Genomic DNA, 17,332 nt, shown 5'->3' with positions numbered 1-17,332 from the left:
CCGACTTTCCCACCGCGTCGCTCGGTTCGTCGCAAGCGCCGACCGACGCCGTGGAAAAGTCTCCCAGCGCCTCGAACACAAAAATCCGGACAGTCCCGTTTGCGCAGCATCGGATTGGTTTCTCCGAACAGCCACCATTTCTCGCGGCGGCTTGCGCGGTTGTTCTGGTCGCGTTCGGGCTTCACGCGTTCGAGCAGCCATTGATAGACGGCCGGGTAGCGGCTGCGCACTTGCTCGGCGTCGAGGCCGAAGAGGTCGATGACGAGCACGCCGCGCGGGGTGTCGGTGAGGTCGCGGCCGTTGCGGTAGGGGCGCACGATCTCCCCCTCCCAACCTCCCCCACGGGGTGGGGGAGGAGCAAGGCTGGTTGTGTTTGCTCCTTCTCCACTTGTGGGGAGGGCCGGGGTGGGCATGTCCTTTCCAACATCTCCCCTGCGTGGGAGATGTGTGATTGCTCCCTCTCCACTTGTGGGGAGGGCCGGGGTGGGGCGCAGCGCAGCGGCTTGCTCGGGGGTGACGATGAATCCGGCGCCAAAGAGTTGCACGCCGCGATTGCTCAAACCCAGATCGGCCCGCAAAGCCTGCGCTGACAACAGGTTCGGCCCCACCGTCAAATCCGCGTGAATCAGCCCGGTCTGCTCGCGCAGTTGCACGGTCATTTCGCCGTGTTCGCCGGGGGTCTCGGCGATGACGGTCTGCAGGCGGCCTTCGCCGGCGCCGGCTTCGGCCACGGTCATGGCGATGCGCACGGCGGCGCCGCTGGCGCTGTCCACCCAGGGGTGGTCGGGGATGGCGTAAACGAGGTGTAAATCTGCGTTGAGGGCGCTTTGCACCACGCGGCGGTTGAAGGTCTGGCGCAGGCTGTTGGTGGTGATGAAGCCGAAGCGCTGCGCTTGGCCCGCCGCCACTTTGCGCGCGGCGGCGTGCCACCAGTACATGACGAAGTCGGCGCTCTCGGGCATGTCGGGCCAGGCGGCGCGCAGGGCATCCACATAGCCCTCGCCGAGCGCTTCGCGCAGCCGCTTGTCGCCGATGAAGGGCGGGTTGCCGACGATGTAGTCGGCCTGCGGCCAGTCGGCGGGGCGGGGTTGGTCGTAGGCCCATTGCGGCACTTGGGCGGCGGGGTCGGGGACGGGCTCGCCGGTGGCGGGGTGGGCGGTGTAGGTGCGGCCGTCCCAGCGGGTGCGGGGCTGGCCCTGGGCGTCGAGCAGGGGGCGCTGGGCGCTCCAGGCGAGCACGGCGTCGCGGCAGACGATGTTGCCGTAGTCGTGCACGACGGGTTCGGCCACGGCGCGGTCGCCGCGGGTGCGGATGTGCCATTGCAGGTAGCCGATCCACAGCACGAGTTCGGCCAGCGCGGCGGCGCGGGCGTTGACTTCGAGGCCGAGAAGCTGCTGCGGGGTGACAGTTTCGCCCTCTAACGCGAGTTTGTTCTGGGTTTCGCCAAGGGCGGCAAGCTGGTTGAGCACTTCGCCTTCGAGGCGCTTGAGGTGTTCGAGGGTGACGTAGAGGAAGTTGCCGCTGCCGCAGGCGGGGTCGAGCACGCGCAGGGTGCACAGGCGGTGATGAAAGCGGCGGAGTTCGGCGCGGGCGGCGTCCATCTTGGCGTCGCGCGGGCGGCCGTCGAGTTCGGCGGCTTCGTGGGCGAGCAGCAGCGCGGCGGCCTGGGCGTCGGCCCATTCGCGGCGCAGGGGTTCCATCACGGTGGGCAGCACGAGGCGTTCGACGTAGGCGCGCGGGGTGTAGTGGGCGCCGAGGGCGTGGCGTTCGGCGGGGTCGAGCGCGCGTTCGAGCAGGGCGCCGAAGATGGCGGGCTCGACTTCGCGCCAGTTGGCGCGGGCGGCGGCGAGCAGCAGATCGACCTGCGCGCGGGTGAGCGGCAGGGAGTAGGCGTCGTCGGCCGCGCCCTTGAACAACTTGCCGTTGAAGCGCAGCACGGTCTGCGCCAGGGCGACGGAGAAGCCGCCGCGGTCCATGTCGGCCCAGAGGGCGGCGAGCATGCGCTGCAGGGTGACGGGGTCGTCGCGGTGGCGCTTGAGCAGGGTGACGAAGCCGCCTTGGTCGCCCTGCCCGCCTTCGGCCGCGCCGGGCAGCAGGCCGACGTCCTCGGCGAACATGGAAAACAGGCAGCGGGTGAGGTAGGCGGCGACAAGCTGCGGGGCGTGGCCGCTGGCTTCGAGCGAGCGGGCGAGTTCGGCCAGTTGCGCGGCGACTTCGCGGGTGACGCGGGCGCTGGCGCGGGCGGGGTCGAGGCCGAGCGGGTCGAGCCAGATGCGGCGCAGGGTGTCGCGCACCTCGGCGCGGGCGAGGTCGGCGAGCGCGATGCGGTGGCTGCGGGGATCGGGAAACGGGGTGTAGGTGGCGCCGCTGCGAGTGAATTCGGCGTAAAGCTCGATCACCTGGCCGACATCGACCACGAGCAGAAAGGGCGGACGGCCGCCCGCGGCGAGTTCGGCGGGTTCGAGCGCGCGGGCGTAGCCCTCCGCCTGGGCGCGGGCGCGCAGCAGAGCGTCGTCGAAGCGGCGGGTGTCGGCGCCGGCGCGCAGCTTCTTGGCTTCGAGCACGAAGGCGCCGCGCCGGTAGCAGTCGATGCGGCCGGGGCTGCTGCTGCCGTCGCCGTGGCGAAAGGTGATGGGCCGCTCGAACATGTAGTCGAGCTCGGGCGTGGGGTGCGGCACGGGCACGCCGAGCAGCTCGCACAACTCGCGCACGAAGCTCTGGGCGGTGGAGAGTTCGGAGGCGGCGACGCCGCTCCAGCGGGCGATGAAGTCGGCGGCGCGGGCGGCGTCGGGGTGCGCGGCGGCAGTGAGGGCTGCGGAGGGATGATCGGTCATGGCGTGGGCGGCGTTTTGCGCGATGGTAGGGCGACCGCGCGCGCTGCCCTGCGGGCCGGCGTTCGGCATGGCGATTTGCGGCAAAATGGCCGCATGCACAGCAAACTCGATCTCGCGGTCGGACACCTGAATGCGGCTGTCGGCACGGTAGTTCGCGCCGAGGATCTCGCGCGGGCGTTGCGCGAGGGCAGCGTGGTGAATTTGGCGAGCGGCCCAGAGGCGCCGCTGGTTCGCGGGCTGCTGCACAGCGTGTTCGTCGAGATCGATCCAGCGCTCATCTTGAGCTGCGCCCGCGAGGCGCAGTCAGACTGGCAGCACGCCCATCAGCTTTACACCGAATCCCTGGCAGATGGCCTGCCGCGCGTCAAGGCCTGGGAGCAACTGGTCGCGCAGCGGACATGACCTCGAACATGACCACACACCACGACGTGCTGCGCTTCAAAACCAGCGGTTCTTGGCTTGAGCTTGCCCGCATCGCGGTTGATTTGGTGACGGATGCCGAACAACACGCGGGGGTTGCCATGCACCCCAGGCTGGGCGGCGGCACCAGGCTGATGCTGGCCCTTGATCACCGGATCAGTGACGACATCGATCTGTTCATCCGCGATCCACAGTGGATCGGCTATCTCTCGCCACGGCTGAATGATCGTTTCGAATCGGTCGTGACGGGCTATGAAGAATCGGCCAGCGCGCTGAAACTGCGATGTCCGGCGGGGGAGATCGATTTCATCGTGAGCATGTCGCTGCTGGGTCTGCCCGACGAGTTCGCGGCCGAGGTGTCTTTTGCGCTTGAGCCGATAGAAGAAGTTCTCGCCAAAAAATTGTTCTATCGGGGCTGGGCATTGACGCCGCGCGATCTGTTTGACTGGCGGGCGGTGACTCGGCACAGCCCGACCGGGCCTATGGGCAAGCGGATGGCCGGACTTCTTTCAGGCGACCGTCTGGCGGCGATTCGGGAGGCGCTGCTGGCCATGAAGACGTCAAACGCTGCGGCGGTCGCGTGGGAGGCGATTCGCGCCCCCGACAAGCCCGCGCTGGGCGAGTCGATCGATTGGGCGCTGACCGAGACCGAGAGCTACGCGCGCGCGGCTTCTGCGTAGGCCACGGCGGTTCGGCTTGGCCTATTGTGAGCGTTCATTTGTGAGCGTTCATTCGGGAGCGTTCATTCGGGAGCGCCCGTTCACATCCCTTCAAGCCGCCACAGCCTGCACCGCGCTACGCGCCAGCCAGCGCTGCAGCCCGGCCAGCAGCAGGCCGTACAGCGGCAGCACGCCGAGCACGGCCATTGCCAGCTTGACCGCGTAATCCACCAGCGCGATCTCCACCCAGTGCGCGGCCATGAAGGGGTCGCTGCTGGCGTAGAAGGCGATGGAGAAGAACAGCACGCTGTCCACCAGATTGCCGAATACGCTCGACACCGAGGGCGCCAGCCACCAATGGCGGCTACCGGCCAGCGTGGCGCGCAGGCGCGAGAACACAAAAATATCGAGCATCTGCCCCACGGCGTAGGCGATGAAACTGCCCATAGCGATGCGGAATACGAACAGGTTGAACCCGCCCAGCGCCGCCCACCCGGCAAACGCACCGTCGTGAAACAGCACCGAGATGGCGTAGGACAGCACGAGGGCCGGCAGCATCACCCAGCGCACCACGCGCCGCGCCGGGCCCGCCCCGAGCAGCCGGGCGGTGAGATCGGTCGCGACGTAAACCAGCGGGAAGCTGAACGCCGCCCAGGTGGTGTGCAGGCCGAACAGGGTGATGGGCAACTGCACCAGATAGTTGCTGGCGATGATGATGGCGATATGCAGCGCGGCCAGAGCGGCCACCACGGCGCGCTGGCGAGCGGCGCTCAAGTCAAGCGTGAACAACATGGACGACCTTTTTGCTTGGACGGTGGGTAAGGGAACCACCGGCGGCTGGCGCTCTATCGCGCAGCCTTGTTGTGAAAAAACGCAATTTTAAACCACAGCGTCGTGTGCTCGCCGGGTGCCGCTCGCAGGCAACCCAAGGCCGTCCGAAGTTGGCTTGCCGCCCGCGTTGGCGCTCAGTATCGCCCGAGCACCGATTGACCGAAGCCCTGCAGCGGCCCCAGTGGATTGCGCGTGGTTTCCACCTCCGAGATTTCAGGCTGCCCGCCCCAGAGCTTATAGACCACGCGATCATCCACCACGAGCAAGAGCATGTTGAAACGCCAGCCGGTAGTGACGGTTTCGCGACGGAAGTCGAGAAAGTCGAGCCAGAAATTGCCCACGCGCTTGCGGTCGATATGGCGCTGGTCGATCTCAAAACCACGACAGGCGGTTTGCGCCTGCATGCAGTCGCGGATGCCGGGATCGAGGGCCAAGTCATTGCCCGAGGGCGGCAGCAGCCGCCGCACGATATCGGCGTAGTTCAGGATGGTGATATTGGGCGTGGTCAAAGGGTCGATGCCCTCCTGACGCAACTGGGCGGTTGTGGTGCGGTAAGGCGTAATCCGTTCATACGCGGCATGCGCCTGGGAGAAGTTGCTCCAGGGCTTGCTGGTCTGCGCCTCGCCGCGCGGCAGCAATGCGGCGCAACCGCTGAGCGCTCCGGCCAGATACAGACCAGATACCGCGGCGAGGAGGCCTCGCCAGAGCGAATACCTTGCGGAACGGCTGGAATCGGGACAAGACATTTATTGAGTGTAGAACGGCGCGACGCGCGCCCGTAAAATCGGGCGCTTTGCTTGGGCGTCGCGTCATTTGCCGTGCCCAGCGCATTTCATCCGAACCGCGACAAGCCGCCGCGCACCCGCACATTCCCATGACCGAACTCGCCAAATCGTTTGAGCCCCACAACATCGAAGCCCGCTGGACTCAGCGCTGGGAGGAGCTGGGCGTGTTCGCCCCCACGCTGGACGCCGCCAAACCGTCGTTCTGCGTGCAACTGCCGCCGCCCAACGTCACGGGCACGCTGCACATGGGCCATGCGTTCAACCAGACGGTGATGGATACTCTGGTGCGCTACCACCGCATGCGCGGCGACAACACCCTATGGGTGCCGGGCATGGACCATGCGGGCATTGCCACGCAGATCGTGGTGGAGCGGCAATTGCAGGCTGCGGGACTGAGCCGCCACGACCTGGGGCGCGACAAGTTTGTCGAAAAAGTGTGGGAATGGAAGCAGCAGTCGGGCAACACCATCACCGGCCAGATGCGCCGCATGGGCGACTCGGTGAGCTGGGAGCACGAGTACTTCACCATGGACGAAAAGCTGTCCAAGGCCGTGGTGGAGACCTTCGTGCAGCTTTACGAACAAGGCTTGATCTATCGCGGCAAGCGGCTGGTGAACTGGGACCCGGTGCTCAAGAGCGCGGTGAGCGATCTGGAGGTGGAAAGCCAGGAGCACGACGGCTTCATGTGGCACATCCTCTACCCGTTCAGCGACGGGCCCATCGACGGCGTGCGCGGCATGCACATCGCCACCACCCGGCCCGAAACCATGATGGCCGACGGCGCGCTGGCGGTGCATCCAGAAGATGAACGCTACGCCAAGTTCATCGGCAAGTATGTCGATCTGCCGCTGTGCGACCGCAAGATTCCCATCATCGCCGATGGCTTCGTCGAGCGCGATTTCGGCTCGGGCTGCGTGAAAATCACCGGCGCGCACGACTTCAACGATTACGCCTGCGCGCTGCGCCACGACATTCCGCTGATCACCATCTTCACCGACGACGCGCGCATCAATGAAAACGGCCCTGCCGCGTACCAGGGGCTCGACCGCTACGCCGCGCGCAAGGCGCTGCTCAAAGACCTGGAAGCCCAGGGCTTTCTCGAAAAAGCGGTGCCGCACAAAAACATGGTGCCGGTCTGTGCGCGCACCGGCCAGATCGTCGAGCCCATGCTCACCGACCAGTGGTTCGTGGCCACCACCAAGCCCGGCCCGGACGGCAAGAGCATTGCGCAAAAGGCCATCGACGCGGTGGCCGACGGCGAGGTGAAGTTCGTCCCCGAAAACTGGGTGAACACTTACAACCAGTGGATGGCCAATATTCAGGACTGGTGCATTTCGCGCCAGCTTTGGTGGGGCCACCAGATACCGGCGTGGTACGGCGAGAACGGCGAAATTTTTGTCGCCCGCAGCGAAGCCGAGGCGCGCGACAAGGCGTCCGCCGCGGGCTACAACCGCTCGCTCACCCGAGACCCGGACGTGCTCGACACCTGGTATTCCTCCGCGCTGGTGCCCTTCTCCACCCTGGGCTGGCCCGAGCCGACGAAGGAGATGGACCTGTTCCTGCCCTCCTCGGTGCTGGTCACAGGCTTCGACATCATTTTCTTCTGGGTTGCCCGGATGATCATGATGACCACCCACTTCACCGGCAAGGTGCCGTTCAAGCACGTTTACATCCACGGTCTGGTGCTCGACGCGCACGGCAAGAAAATGAGCAAGAGCGAGGGCAATGTGCTCGACCCGGTCGATCTGATCGACGGCATCGAACTCGCCCCCCTGCTCGACAAACGCACCACTGGCCTGCGCAAACCCGAAACCGCACCCGCAGTGCGCAAGGCCACCGAGAAGGAATTCCCGGGCGGCATTCCCGCCTACGGCGCTGACGCCCTGCGCTTCACCTTTGCCTCGATGGCCACGCTGGGCCGCAATATCAACTTCGACACCAAGCGCTGCGAGGGCTACCGCAACTTTTGCAACAAGCTGTGGAACGCCACGCGCTTTGTGCTGATGCAGGTCGATGGACTCGAAGCCTTCGACCGTGGCATGGATCAATGTGGCGTAGGCAACAGCCCCCACGCTCGCCAAGGCTCGCTGCCCCCCGAGGGGGCGGTCGCCGCCTTGGAGCGGTCCGGCGACGGCGACTGCGGCCCCGACGGCTATATGCACTTCAGCGACGGCGACTGCGGCCCCGACGGCTATATGCACTTCAGCGCCGCCGACCGCTGGATCGCCTCGCAACTGCAGCGCACCGAACAGCAGGTGGCGCAGGGCTTTGCCGACTACCGCCTGGACTTCGCCGCCCAGGCCATCTACCAATTCGTCTGGGATGAGTATTGCGACTGGTATCTGGAAATCGCCAAGACCCAGATCGCCCACGGCACGCCGCAGCAACAGCGCGCCGCCCGTCGCACCCTGGTGCGCACGCTGGAGGCCGTGCTGCGTCTGGCCCACCCCATCATGCCCTTCATCACCGAAGAACTCTGGCAGACCGTCGCGCCGCTGGCCGGGCGCAGCGGCGCCAGCCTGGCCGTGGCGCCCTACCCGCTGGCGCAACCCGAAAAGATCGACGCTGCTGCCGAAGCGGAAATCGCCGCCTTCAAGCAACTGGTCGACGCCTGCCGCAATCTACGCGGCGAACTGGGCGTTTCACCGGCGCAGCGTCTGCCGCTGCTGGCCTGCGGCGACGTGAGCTTGATCGAGCGCCACCGCCCCGCCCTGCAAGCCCTGGCCAAAGTGTCGGAGGTCAAGGTGTTCGCCGACGAGACCGCTTGGAAAGCTGCCACGCAATCCGCGCCTACCACCGCGCTGGGCGCCACGCAGTTCGCCCTGTTCGTCGAGGTGGACGCCGCAGCGGAGCACGCGCGTCTGGGCAAGGAGGCGCAGCGTCTGCAAGCCGAAATCGCCAAGGCACAAGGCAAGCTCTCCAACGCCAGTTTCGTCGATCGCGCTCCGGCGGCCGTGGTGGCGCAGGAGCACGAGCGTCTAAGCGATTTCCAGGCGCTGCTGGTCAAGGTGAAAGAGCAGATCGCGCGTTTGCCGACTGCCCCATAAAAAAGTCCCGTGCCCTTCGCAGGGCACGGGACTAGGAGTCTGTCGGGCTTGGGGCGTGGATGGCGAAAAATGGCGGTGTGGATGCCCTGTGGCGGCGGATTTGCCGCTCCATAGCCGTCGCTATGGAGCAAAAAGCCGCTGGCGCAGGGCGCCGCAGCGCCATTTTGCAGCCCGCGATCCTCAAGTCCGACAGACTCCTAGGGTTCAGCCGTCAGAATCGACCGCTAAAGCACGCTCAATCGACGACGTTCTCGGGCTGGTTTCGCCCATCCACCTTGCGCTCTTCGGTCTGGTAATCCACCAGTTCACGCAGAGTCTTGCCCGGCTTGAAATGCGGGATGCGCTTCTCGGGCACGGCCACCTGCTCACCCGAGCGCGGATTGCGCCCGATGCGGGCCGAACGATGGCTGACGCTGAAGCTGCCGAAGCCCCGGATTTCGACACGATGCCCGTCATCGAGGGCCTGCGCCAACGCGTCGAGAATGGTCTTCACAGACAGTTCAGCGTCGCGGTGGGTCAGTTGAGGAAACTGAGCGGCCAGGATTTCAACGAGATCAGAGCGAGTCATAAGGGGTAAAGGTGAAAACGGCGGCCCCGGTGAACACCGTAGGCCGCCGCACATCAGGACCGCGTTGGGTTTGCGCCAAGTTCGACGCTACCCAACACAGCAGCCCGCACGGGCGAGTCGATCAATGCAAACGAGCAACGCAACTGATCAGGAGCCTTTGTCCATCTTGGCGCGCAGCAGCGCACCGAGGTTGGTGGTACCGGCTTCGCGGGTGTCGCCCGCCAGACGGTCCATGGCTTCCTGCTGTTCGGCGGCGTCTTTCGCCTTGACCGACAACTGGATGTTGCGGGTTTTGCGGTCGATGTTGACGACGACCGCAGAGACTTGATCGCCTTCCTTGAGCACGTTGCGGGCGTCTTCGACGCGCTCGCGCGAGATCTCGGAAGCACGCAAATAGCCTTCGATGTCGCTGCCCAGATCGATGGTGGCGCCCTTGGGGTCCACCGCTTTCACGGTGCCTTCGACGATCTTGCCCTTGTCATTCAGCGCGGCAAACGACATGAACGGATCGTCGAGCATCTGCTTGATACCCAGCGAAATGCGCTCGCGCTCGATGTCGATGGCCAGCACCACGGCTTCGACGTCCTGGCCCTTCTTGTAGTTGCGCACTTCCGACTCGCCGGTGTCGTTCCAGGACAGGTCGGACAGGTGGATGAGGCCGTCGATGCCACCGGGCAGGCCGATGAACACGCCAAAATCGGTGATCGACTTGACCGGGCCGGCAACCTTGTCGCCACGCTTGTGGTTGGCGGCGAATTCGTCCCAGGGGTTGGCGCGGCACTGCTTCATGCCCAGGCTGATGCGGCGACGGTCTTCGTCGATTTCCAGCACTTGCACTTCGACCTCGTCGCCCAGTTGCACCACTTTGCTCGGAGCGACGTTTTTGTTGGTCCAGTCCATTTCGGAGACGTGCACCAGGCCTTCGATGCCCGGCTCGATCTCGACGAACGCACCGTACTCGGCGATGTTGGTGATCTTACCGAACAGACGCGTGCCCGCGGGGTAACGGCGCGAAACGCCATGCCACGGGTCGTCGCCCATCTGCTTGAGGCCCAGGGAAACGCGGCCCTTCTCGGCGTCGAACTTGAGCACTTTGGCCGTGACTTCCTGACCGGGGGTGACCACTTCGCTGGGGTGACGCACACGACGCCAGGCCAGATCGGTGATGTGCAGCAGGCCGTCGATGCCGCCGAGGTCGACGAAGGCGCCGTAGTCGGTGATGTTCTTGACCACGCCGGTGACCAGCGAGCCTTCTTGCAGGGTTTCGAGCAGTTTGGCGCGTTCTTCGCCTTGGCTGGCTTCGACCACGGCGCGGCGCGACAGCACCACGTTATTGCGTTTGCGGTCGAGCTTGATGACCTTGAACTCCATGGTCTTGTTCTCGTACGGCGTGGTGTCTTTCACCGGCCGCGTGTCGAGCAGCGAGCCGGGCAGGAAGGCGCGAATGCCGTTGACCATGACGGTCAGGCCGCCCTTGACCTTGCCGGTCGTGGTGCCTTCGACGAATTCGCCGGTTTCCAGTGCCTTCTCCAGCGACAGCCAGGAGGCCAGGCGCTTGGCCTTGTCGCGCGACAGCACGGTGTCGCCGCGGCCGTTTTCCAGCGCGTCGATGGCAACCGAGACGAAATCGCCGACGTGAACGTCGGCTTCACCCTGATCGTTGTGGAACTCTTCGATGGGGATGTAGGCGTCGGACTTCAGCCCGGCGTTGACCACGACAAAGTTCTGATCGACCGCCACGACTTCGGCGGTAATGACTTCGCCGGTGCGCATGTCGCGTGATTGCAGGGATTCTTCAAACAGTGCGGCAAACGACTCGGTGGAAGCAGCACTTGGGGAGACAGAGGACATTGAGTTAAGACCTTCAAACCACGAAAGACCGTGGGGTTGGAGAGAGAAAAAACTGAGACGCGCAGGGCGCGCGTTCAGACGGATTGACGCCACAAAGCCAACACAGCTTCAACCGTTTGCTCAAGGCTCAAATCGGTGCTGTCAAGCAGTTGGGCGTCTGGCGCGGGCTTCAGCGCAGCCACGTCACGCTGGGTATCGCGTGCGTCGCGCAACTCAAGCTCCGCAAAAACGTCGGCTAGTATAGCGGGAATCCCTTGTGAAATCAATTGCTTATACCGGCGCTCGGCGCGACTGTGGGCACTGGCGGTGAGGAAGACCTTGAGGGGGGCGTCTGGAAAGACGACAGTGCCCATGTCTCGACCATCGGCCACGAGCCCCGGCGCGCGGCGAAAGCTGCGCTGCAAGGCAAACAAGGCTTCGCGCACGGAGGGAATGGCGGCGATGGTCGAAGCGGCTTGCCCGACGGCTTCGGTGCGAAGTTGTGCCGCGTCGAAAACTTGTCCGTTCAGGACGATGCCGCCCGCAGTAAAGGTCACGGGCAGATCGGCCGCGAGCCGGGCCAGCGCGTCGCTGTCGTCCAGCGGCACGCCCTGCTGCAATGCCTCCCAGGCGATGAGGCGGTAGAGCACGCCCGAGTCGAGGCAATCGAAGCCCAGCGCCTCGGCCACGGCGGTGGCGATACTGCCTTTGCCGGAGGCGGTGGGGCCGTCGATGGCGATGACCGGCACGGGCCGGGCAATGCGGGCAAAGTCGTCGAAATAGCCGGGGTAGGTCTTGGCCACACAGCCCGGATCGAGAATGCGGATGTCGGCATGGCCGAAGCTGGCGAGCGAAAAACACATGGCCATGCGGTGATCGTCGTAAGTGGCGATGGCCGCACTGCGCCACTGCGCTGCGGGCAAGGGATGCACACGCAGCCAGTCGGGGCCGGATTCGACCTGCGCCCCGAGCTTGGTCAACTCGGTGGCCATGGCGTGGATGCGGTCGGTTTCTTTCACGCGCCAACTGCCGATGGCGGTCAGCGTGGTGGGCGCGTCGGCGAACAGCGCGGTAATCGCCAGGGTCATGGCCGCGTCGGGAATGGCCAGACAGTCGATGTCGCCGCCGCGCAGCGCGGTCAATCCGGCTTGCAGGCCGTCGGTTTCGATAAAGTCGTCGCCCCAGCGCACCTGGGCGCCGAGGTCTTCGAGCACGCGCGCAAACGCCACGTCGCCCTGAATGCTGTCGCGCCCCACGCCCTCCACCCGCACCGGCGCGCCCTTGCCGTGCCATTGACCCAGCACGCCCGCCGCCAGAAAGTAAGACGCCGACGAAGCATCGCCCTCCACGGCGATGCGGCCAGGGCTGCGCAAGCGACTGCCCGCAGGAATGACAAACCGTTCCCACCCGGTGCGTTGCACCTGCACGCCAAAGCGCCGCAGCAGGTTGAGGGTGATCTCGATATAGGGTTTGGAAATCAGCTCGCCCTGCACCGCAATGGCGATGTCGTGATCGCTCGCCTTGAGTGGCAGCGCCAGCAACAGGGCGGTGAGAAACTGGCTGGAGACATCGCCGCGCACGGCCACGTCGCCATTCAGGCGGAAATGGCTGGCCCCGATGTGCAGCGGCGGATAGCCTTCCTGCCCGGTGTAGCGGATGTCGCAACCGAACTGCCGCAGCGCATCGACCAGATCGCCGATCGGGCGTTCATGCATGCGGGGCACGCCGTGCAGCGCATAGTCTCCCCCCAGCAGCGCCAGCGCGGCGGTCAGCGGCCGGATCGCGGTGCCCGCGTTGCCCATGAACAGATCGGCCTGCGCTGCCGGAAAGCGCCCTGCCCCGCCCTGCACATGAGCCGTCTGGCCCTCGCGCCGCACGGCAATGCCCAGCGCTTGCAGCGCAGCGAGCATAACGCGGGTGTCGTCGGAATCGAGCAGGCCGGTGATCTCGGTCTGCCCCTCGGCCAGCGCGGCGAGCAGCAGGACGCGATTGGAAATGCTCTTGGAACCGGGCAGCTTCACCCGTCCGCCCGCGCCGATGAGCGGCGGCAGATCGCGCGCTTCAGACTTCATCATCGGACGACGCCGGAGCGTCCCAGCCCTGCCGCACCTGGCTGGCGCGGCGAATCAGCGCCTCGACCGCGCTCCAGTTGCCCTGCTGAATCTGCGCCTCGAAACCCGCCAGCGCCTGTTTGTAGAGTTGCAGTTGCCGCAGCACTTCGTCGCGATTGGCCTGCAGCACGTCGCGCCACATGTGCGGATCGCCCCCGGCGATGCGGCTGAAGTCGCGAAACCCCGGTCCGGCCAGTTGCAAAAAGGCGCTGCCCTGCGGCTGGCTGGAGAGCGCATACACATAGCTGAACGCCAGCAGATGCGGCAGGTGGCTGACGGCGGCAAAGGCCGCATCGTGCTCTTCGGGCGACATCACCGAGACCACGCCGCCGATCGACTCCCACGCCTGGGTGGCGATGTCCACAAAGCTGTCGCTGTTGGCCGCAAGCGGCGTGATGACCACGCGCTTGCCGTCGAACAAACCGGCTTCGGCATGCAGCACCCCGCTCTTTTCCTTACCCGCTATTGGGTGGCAGGGCACGAACTGGCTTTGCCGCGCGCCGAGTTGCGACTGCGCCGCCGCCACCACATTGCCCTTGGTGCTGCCGACGTCCATCACCAGGGCGTGGGGCTCCAGCCCGTGCCGCAACTGCTTGAGCAGATCGCCGGTGGACACCACCGGCACGGCCAGCAGCACGAGATCGGCGCCATGCACCGCACGCAGCGCCGAATCAGCCTCTTCGTCGATGATGCCGCGTTCCAGCGCGGTGCGGGTGGTCGTGGGCGACTTGCTGTAGCCCACGACGCGCCGCGCCAGCTTGGCTCGACGCGCAGCCAAGGCGAACGAGCCGCCGAGCAGACCGACCCCGAGAATGGCCAGACGCTCGAACTGTACAGAGGCTTCGTCGCCGATCACAGTGTCCATGGCCTCAGCTTGCGGCATAGTGGTCGCGCAGTGCGGCGATGCAGGTAGCGTTTTCCGCCTCGGTACCCACCGAAATGCGCAGCCATTGGGGCAGTCCGTAGTTGTCCACCGGACGGGCGATCACGCCGCGCTGCAACAGCGCCAGATTCAATCGCGCGCCAGCCTTTGCGTCATCGCCCACCTTCACCAGAATGAAGTTGCCTTGCGAGGGGATGTAGCGCAGGCCCAGCTCATCGAACGCCGCAGCCAGCTGCGCCTGACCGGCCCGGTTGACCGCATAGGCCTGATCGATGAAAGCCAGATCGTCCAGCGCGGCAAGCGCCGCGGCCTGTCCTAGCGTGCTGGTGTTGAAGGCCGAGCGCACCCGGTTGAGCACATCGGTCAGCGCCGGCTGCGACACGCCGTAGCCCATGCGCAGGCCCGCCAGGCCGTAAGCCTTGGAAAAGGTGCGCGAAACAATCAGATTGGGAAATTCGCGCACCCAAGCCATGCTGTCGTAACGCAGCGCGGGTTCGATGTATTCCACATAGGCTTCGTCGAGCACCACGGCGATGTGCGGCGGCACCTTGCGCAGAAAGTCGTGCAACTCGTCAGCCGGCAAAAACGTGCCGGTTGGATTGTTGGGGTTTGCCACGAAGATCAGCTTGGTCTGCGGGGTGATGGCGGCCAGCATGGCGGGCAGGTCGTGACCAAAATCGCGGTCGGGCACGACCTGATGCGTTGCCCCCACGCCCTGCACCGCTTGCGTGTAAACGATGAAGCTGTAGCGCGAATACATGCCGGCATCGGCGTCGGTCAGCAAGGCGCGCGCAGCCATTTCCAGCAGGTCGCTCGAACCATGGCCGAGGGTGATCCACTCGGCCGGCACACTCAGCTTGCTGGCCAGCGCCTGTTTCAGCGCGTAGCCGTCGTTGTCGGGGTAGCGGGTGCTATCGGCCATCGCGGCCACGATGGCCTCACGCGCCTTGGGCGACATGCCCAGCGGGTTTTCATTCGAGGCCAGCTTGACGATGCGCTCGGGCTGCAAACCAAACTGCCGCGCGACTTCGGCGATGGGCTTGCCCCCGACGTAAGGTGAAATGGCCTGGACGTAATCGGCGCCCCAGCGGGCTTGGGTGGCGTGTTGTTCTGACATGTTCAAACTCTCGGGAGATGCGAGCCGTGCTCAGCTCAGTTGTCGCGTGGTTTTTTATCGATGGGGTAGGAGCCCAGGCACTTGTACATCGCGCACACTCCTTGCAGCTCGCGCAACGCGGTTGCCACACGGGGTTCGTCTTGGTGCCCTTCGACGTCGATATAAAAAGCGTATTCCCATTCGCCCGAGCGCGCCGGGCGCGACTCGAACCGGGTCATGCTCACCCCATGCGCGGCCAGCGGTTTGAGCAGGTCGTACACCGCACCGGCGCGGTTGGGCACGGAGAGGATGAGGCTGGTGCGGTCGGACCCGGTGGGTTCGGGCTGCGCCGCGCCGAGCACGACAAAGCGCGTGGTGTTCTGCGCCTCGTCCTGAATGGCGCGCGCGGCGATGTGCAGACCGTAAAGCACCGCGGTCGCCTCGGCGGCGATCCCGGCGATGCTGGCGTCTTCCGCAGCCAGCCGGGCGCCCTCGGCATTGCTCGATACGGGTCGAATTTCAGCATTGGGCAGATGCGCACGTAGCCAGCCCGCGCACTGGGCCAAAGCTTGGGGGTGCGCAGCGACCGTCTGGATGCCCTGTAGATCGGGCATCTGCCGCATCAGGAAATGCCGCACCGGCAAACTGACCTCGCCGCACAGATGCACCGGATGCGCCAGCAGCAGGTCCATGCTGCGCGCCACCGCGCCTTCGGTACTGTTTTCCACCGGCACGATGGCGAACTCGCTCTCACCACTCAGATAGCTGCGAAACACATCGTCGATGGTCGCGCAGGGAAAGCCTTGCGCACTGGCACCGAAGAACCGCCGCGCCGCCTGCTCGCTGAACGTGCCCGCAGGGCCCAGATACGCCACGCGCTGCGGCGCCTCCAGAGCGCGGCAGGCCGACATGACTTCGCGCCAGATGGCGCTCACGCCGGCATTGCGCAGCGGCCCAGCATTGTGCTCATGCAGCTTTTCGATCACCTGACGTTCACGCTCGGGGCGGAACACCGGCATGTTCAAGCGCTGCTTGATATGGCCGATCTGCTGCGCGGCTTCGGCCCGCTGGTTGAGCAGCGCCAGAATCTGTTTGTCGAGGGCGTCGATCTGGTCACGCCAGGGGCTCAGGTCATCTTGGGAATCTTGGCTCATCGGATTTCAGCCGTGGCGTTTTTCAAAGTCTTGCAAGTAGTTCACCAGCGCCTGCACGCCTTCAAGCGGCATGGCGTTGTAGATCGAGGCCCGCATGCCGCCCACCGACTTGTGCCCCTTGAGTTGCAGCAGCCCAGCCGCCTCGGCGCCTTGCAGGAAAGCGGTGTTCAAAGCGGTATCACGCAGATGAAACGGCACATTCATGCGCGAGCGGCAATCGCGCGACACGCGGGTTTCGTAAAGCTGCGAGCCGTCGAGCGCGTCATACAGCAGATGCGCCTTGGCAATATTGCGCGCTTCCACCGCGGCCAACCCTTCAAGCCCATCGAAACGCTGACGCTTGATCCACTGCAACACCAGTCCGGCGATGTAGATCGCGTAAGTGGGCGGCGTGTTGAACATGGAATGATTGGCCGCCACCACGGCATAGTCGAACGCGCTGGGGCAATGCGGCAGGGCATGGCCCAGCAGATCGCGGCGAACAATGACCAGAGTGAGTCCTGCCGGGCCGATGTTCTTTTGCGCACCGCCATAGATGCAGGCGTAGCGCGACACCTCCACTGCACGCGACAACAGATGCGAGGACATATCGGCCACCAGCGGCACGCCGCGGCTCTCGGGCACGAAGTGAAACTCCACCCCGTCGATGGTTTCGTTGGTGCAGACGTGCAGATATTGCGCGTCGGGGCGAATGCTCCAGGCGGCGTTGTCGGGAATGCTGCCGTAGCCTTGATCGTCGTGGGCGCTGGCGCTCAAGTGCACATCGCAGTATTTACGCGCTTCCTGCTGGCTTTTTTGCGACCAGCTTCCGGTCACCACATAGTCGGCCTTGGCCCCGCGCGATAGATTCAGCGGAACAATGGCGTTCTCCGCAATCGCCCCGCCTTGCATGAACAGCACGGCGTAGTCGTCAGGGATCTGCAGCAACTCGCGCAGATCGGCCTCGGCCTGCGCGATGATGGACTCGAACTGCGGCCCGCGGTGGCTCATTTCCATCACGCTCATGCCGCAGCCGTGCCAGTCGAGCATCTCGGCCGCGGCCTGTTCCAGCACCTCTTCAGGAATGGCGGCCGGCCCGGCGGAGAAGTTATAGGGGCGTTGCTTGACCATCTCG

The 17,332-nt window shown here is 65.3% G+C and carries 13 protein-coding genes; 3 read left to right on the top strand and 10 right to left on the bottom strand.

Annotation, left to right across the window (positions count from 1 at the left end):
* The coding region (locus ABT24_RS00995; RefSeq protein ID WP_502689007.1) for a class I SAM-dependent DNA methyltransferase at positions 1-2,834 on the bottom strand (2,834 nt) is incomplete at its 3' end.
* Positions 2,835-2,927: 93 nt separating this feature from the next.
* Here ABT24_RS00995 and ABT24_RS00990 point away from each other — a divergent pair.
* Together ABT24_RS00990 and ABT24_RS00985 are read left to right on the top strand one after the other, a co-directional pair.
* A complete protein-coding gene (locus tag ABT24_RS00990; RefSeq protein ID WP_013123460.1) occupies positions 2,928-3,236 on the top strand; it encodes a hypothetical protein in 309 nt (102 codons plus the stop codon).
* On the top strand, positions 3,233-3,934 hold the full coding sequence (locus tag ABT24_RS00985) for a nucleotidyl transferase AbiEii/AbiGii toxin family protein (protein WP_276727175.1): 702 nt from the start codon (positions 3,233-3,235) through the stop codon (positions 3,932-3,934). Before ABT24_RS00990 ends, ABT24_RS00985 begins: the two co-directional genes overlap by 4 nt.
* Before the next feature lie 90 nt (positions 3,935-4,024).
* Here the strand turns inward: ABT24_RS00985 and ABT24_RS00980 are convergent, their stop codons facing one another.
* Together ABT24_RS00980 and ABT24_RS00975 are read right to left on the bottom strand one after the other, a co-directional pair.
* The gene (locus ABT24_RS00980) at positions 4,025-4,705 is read right to left on the bottom strand and encodes a 7-cyano-7-deazaguanine/7-aminomethyl-7-deazaguanine transporter (RefSeq protein WP_276727177.1); all 681 of its coding nucleotides are present in this window, start codon (positions 4,703-4,705) and stop codon (positions 4,025-4,027) included.
* A gap of 173 nt (positions 4,706-4,878) precedes the next feature.
* Positions 4,879-5,490, bottom strand: coding sequence for a hypothetical protein (locus ABT24_RS00975; RefSeq protein WP_276727179.1), 612 nt, complete (start codon positions 5,488-5,490; stop codon positions 4,879-4,881).
* A gap of 128 nt (positions 5,491-5,618) precedes the next feature.
* On the opposite strand from ABT24_RS00975, the gene ABT24_RS00970 reads away from it, so the two are divergent.
* Positions 5,619-8,576: a valine--tRNA ligase gene (locus ABT24_RS00970; RefSeq protein ID WP_276727182.1), complete on the top strand. Its 2,958-nt coding sequence runs from the start codon at positions 5,619-5,621 to the stop codon at positions 8,574-8,576.
* A gap of 235 nt (positions 8,577-8,811) precedes the next feature.
* Here ABT24_RS00970 and ABT24_RS00965 read toward each other — a convergent pair whose 3' ends face one another.
* The 7 genes from ABT24_RS00965 to serC form a co-directional block, all read right to left on the bottom strand.
* Positions 8,812-9,144 (bottom strand): integration host factor subunit beta, encoded by a 333-nt coding sequence (locus ABT24_RS00965; protein WP_276727184.1) that lies wholly within the window; start codon positions 9,142-9,144, stop codon positions 8,812-8,814.
* Between the two features lie 147 nt (positions 9,145-9,291).
* Positions 9,292-10,995, bottom strand: a complete 1,704-nt coding sequence (rpsA, locus tag ABT24_RS00960; RefSeq protein ID WP_013106245.1) for a 30S ribosomal protein S1 — start codon at positions 10,993-10,995, stop codon at positions 9,292-9,294.
* A 74-nt stretch (positions 10,996-11,069) separates the two neighbouring features.
* Positions 11,070-13,049, bottom strand: coding sequence for a bifunctional 3-phosphoshikimate 1-carboxyvinyltransferase/cytidylate kinase (locus ABT24_RS00955; RefSeq protein ID WP_276727186.1), 1,980 nt, complete (start codon positions 13,047-13,049; stop codon positions 11,070-11,072).
* On the bottom strand, positions 13,036-13,950 hold the full coding sequence (locus ABT24_RS00950; protein WP_013123467.1) for a prephenate dehydrogenase: 915 nt from the start codon (positions 13,948-13,950) through the stop codon (positions 13,036-13,038). The genes ABT24_RS00955 and ABT24_RS00950 overlap by 14 nt, the downstream gene beginning before the upstream one ends.
* A gap of 4 nt (positions 13,951-13,954) precedes the next feature.
* Positions 13,955-15,085, bottom strand: coding sequence for a histidinol-phosphate transaminase (gene hisC, locus ABT24_RS00945; RefSeq protein WP_276727188.1), 1,131 nt, complete (start codon positions 15,083-15,085; stop codon positions 13,955-13,957).
* 35 nt (positions 15,086-15,120) lie between these two features.
* Positions 15,121-16,218: a prephenate dehydratase gene (pheA, locus tag ABT24_RS00940; RefSeq protein ID WP_013106249.1), complete on the bottom strand. Its 1,098-nt coding sequence runs from the start codon at positions 16,216-16,218 to the stop codon at positions 15,121-15,123.
* A gap of 6 nt (positions 16,219-16,224) precedes the next feature.
* Complete coding sequence (serC, locus tag ABT24_RS00935) at positions 16,225-17,328, bottom strand: 3-phosphoserine/phosphohydroxythreonine transaminase (protein WP_276727190.1); 1,104 nt, start codon at positions 17,326-17,328, stop codon at positions 16,225-16,227.
* Positions 17,329-17,332: the final 4 nt, after the last annotated feature.

The organism is Thiomonas sp. SCN 64-16 (assembly GCF_001725585.1).
GTDB classification, from domain to species: Bacteria; Pseudomonadota; Gammaproteobacteria; order Burkholderiales; family Burkholderiaceae_C; genus Thiomonas; species Thiomonas arsenitoxydans.
Note: the sequence above shows the minus strand (reverse complement) of the source record. Positions and strands in the feature narration are given on the sequence as shown.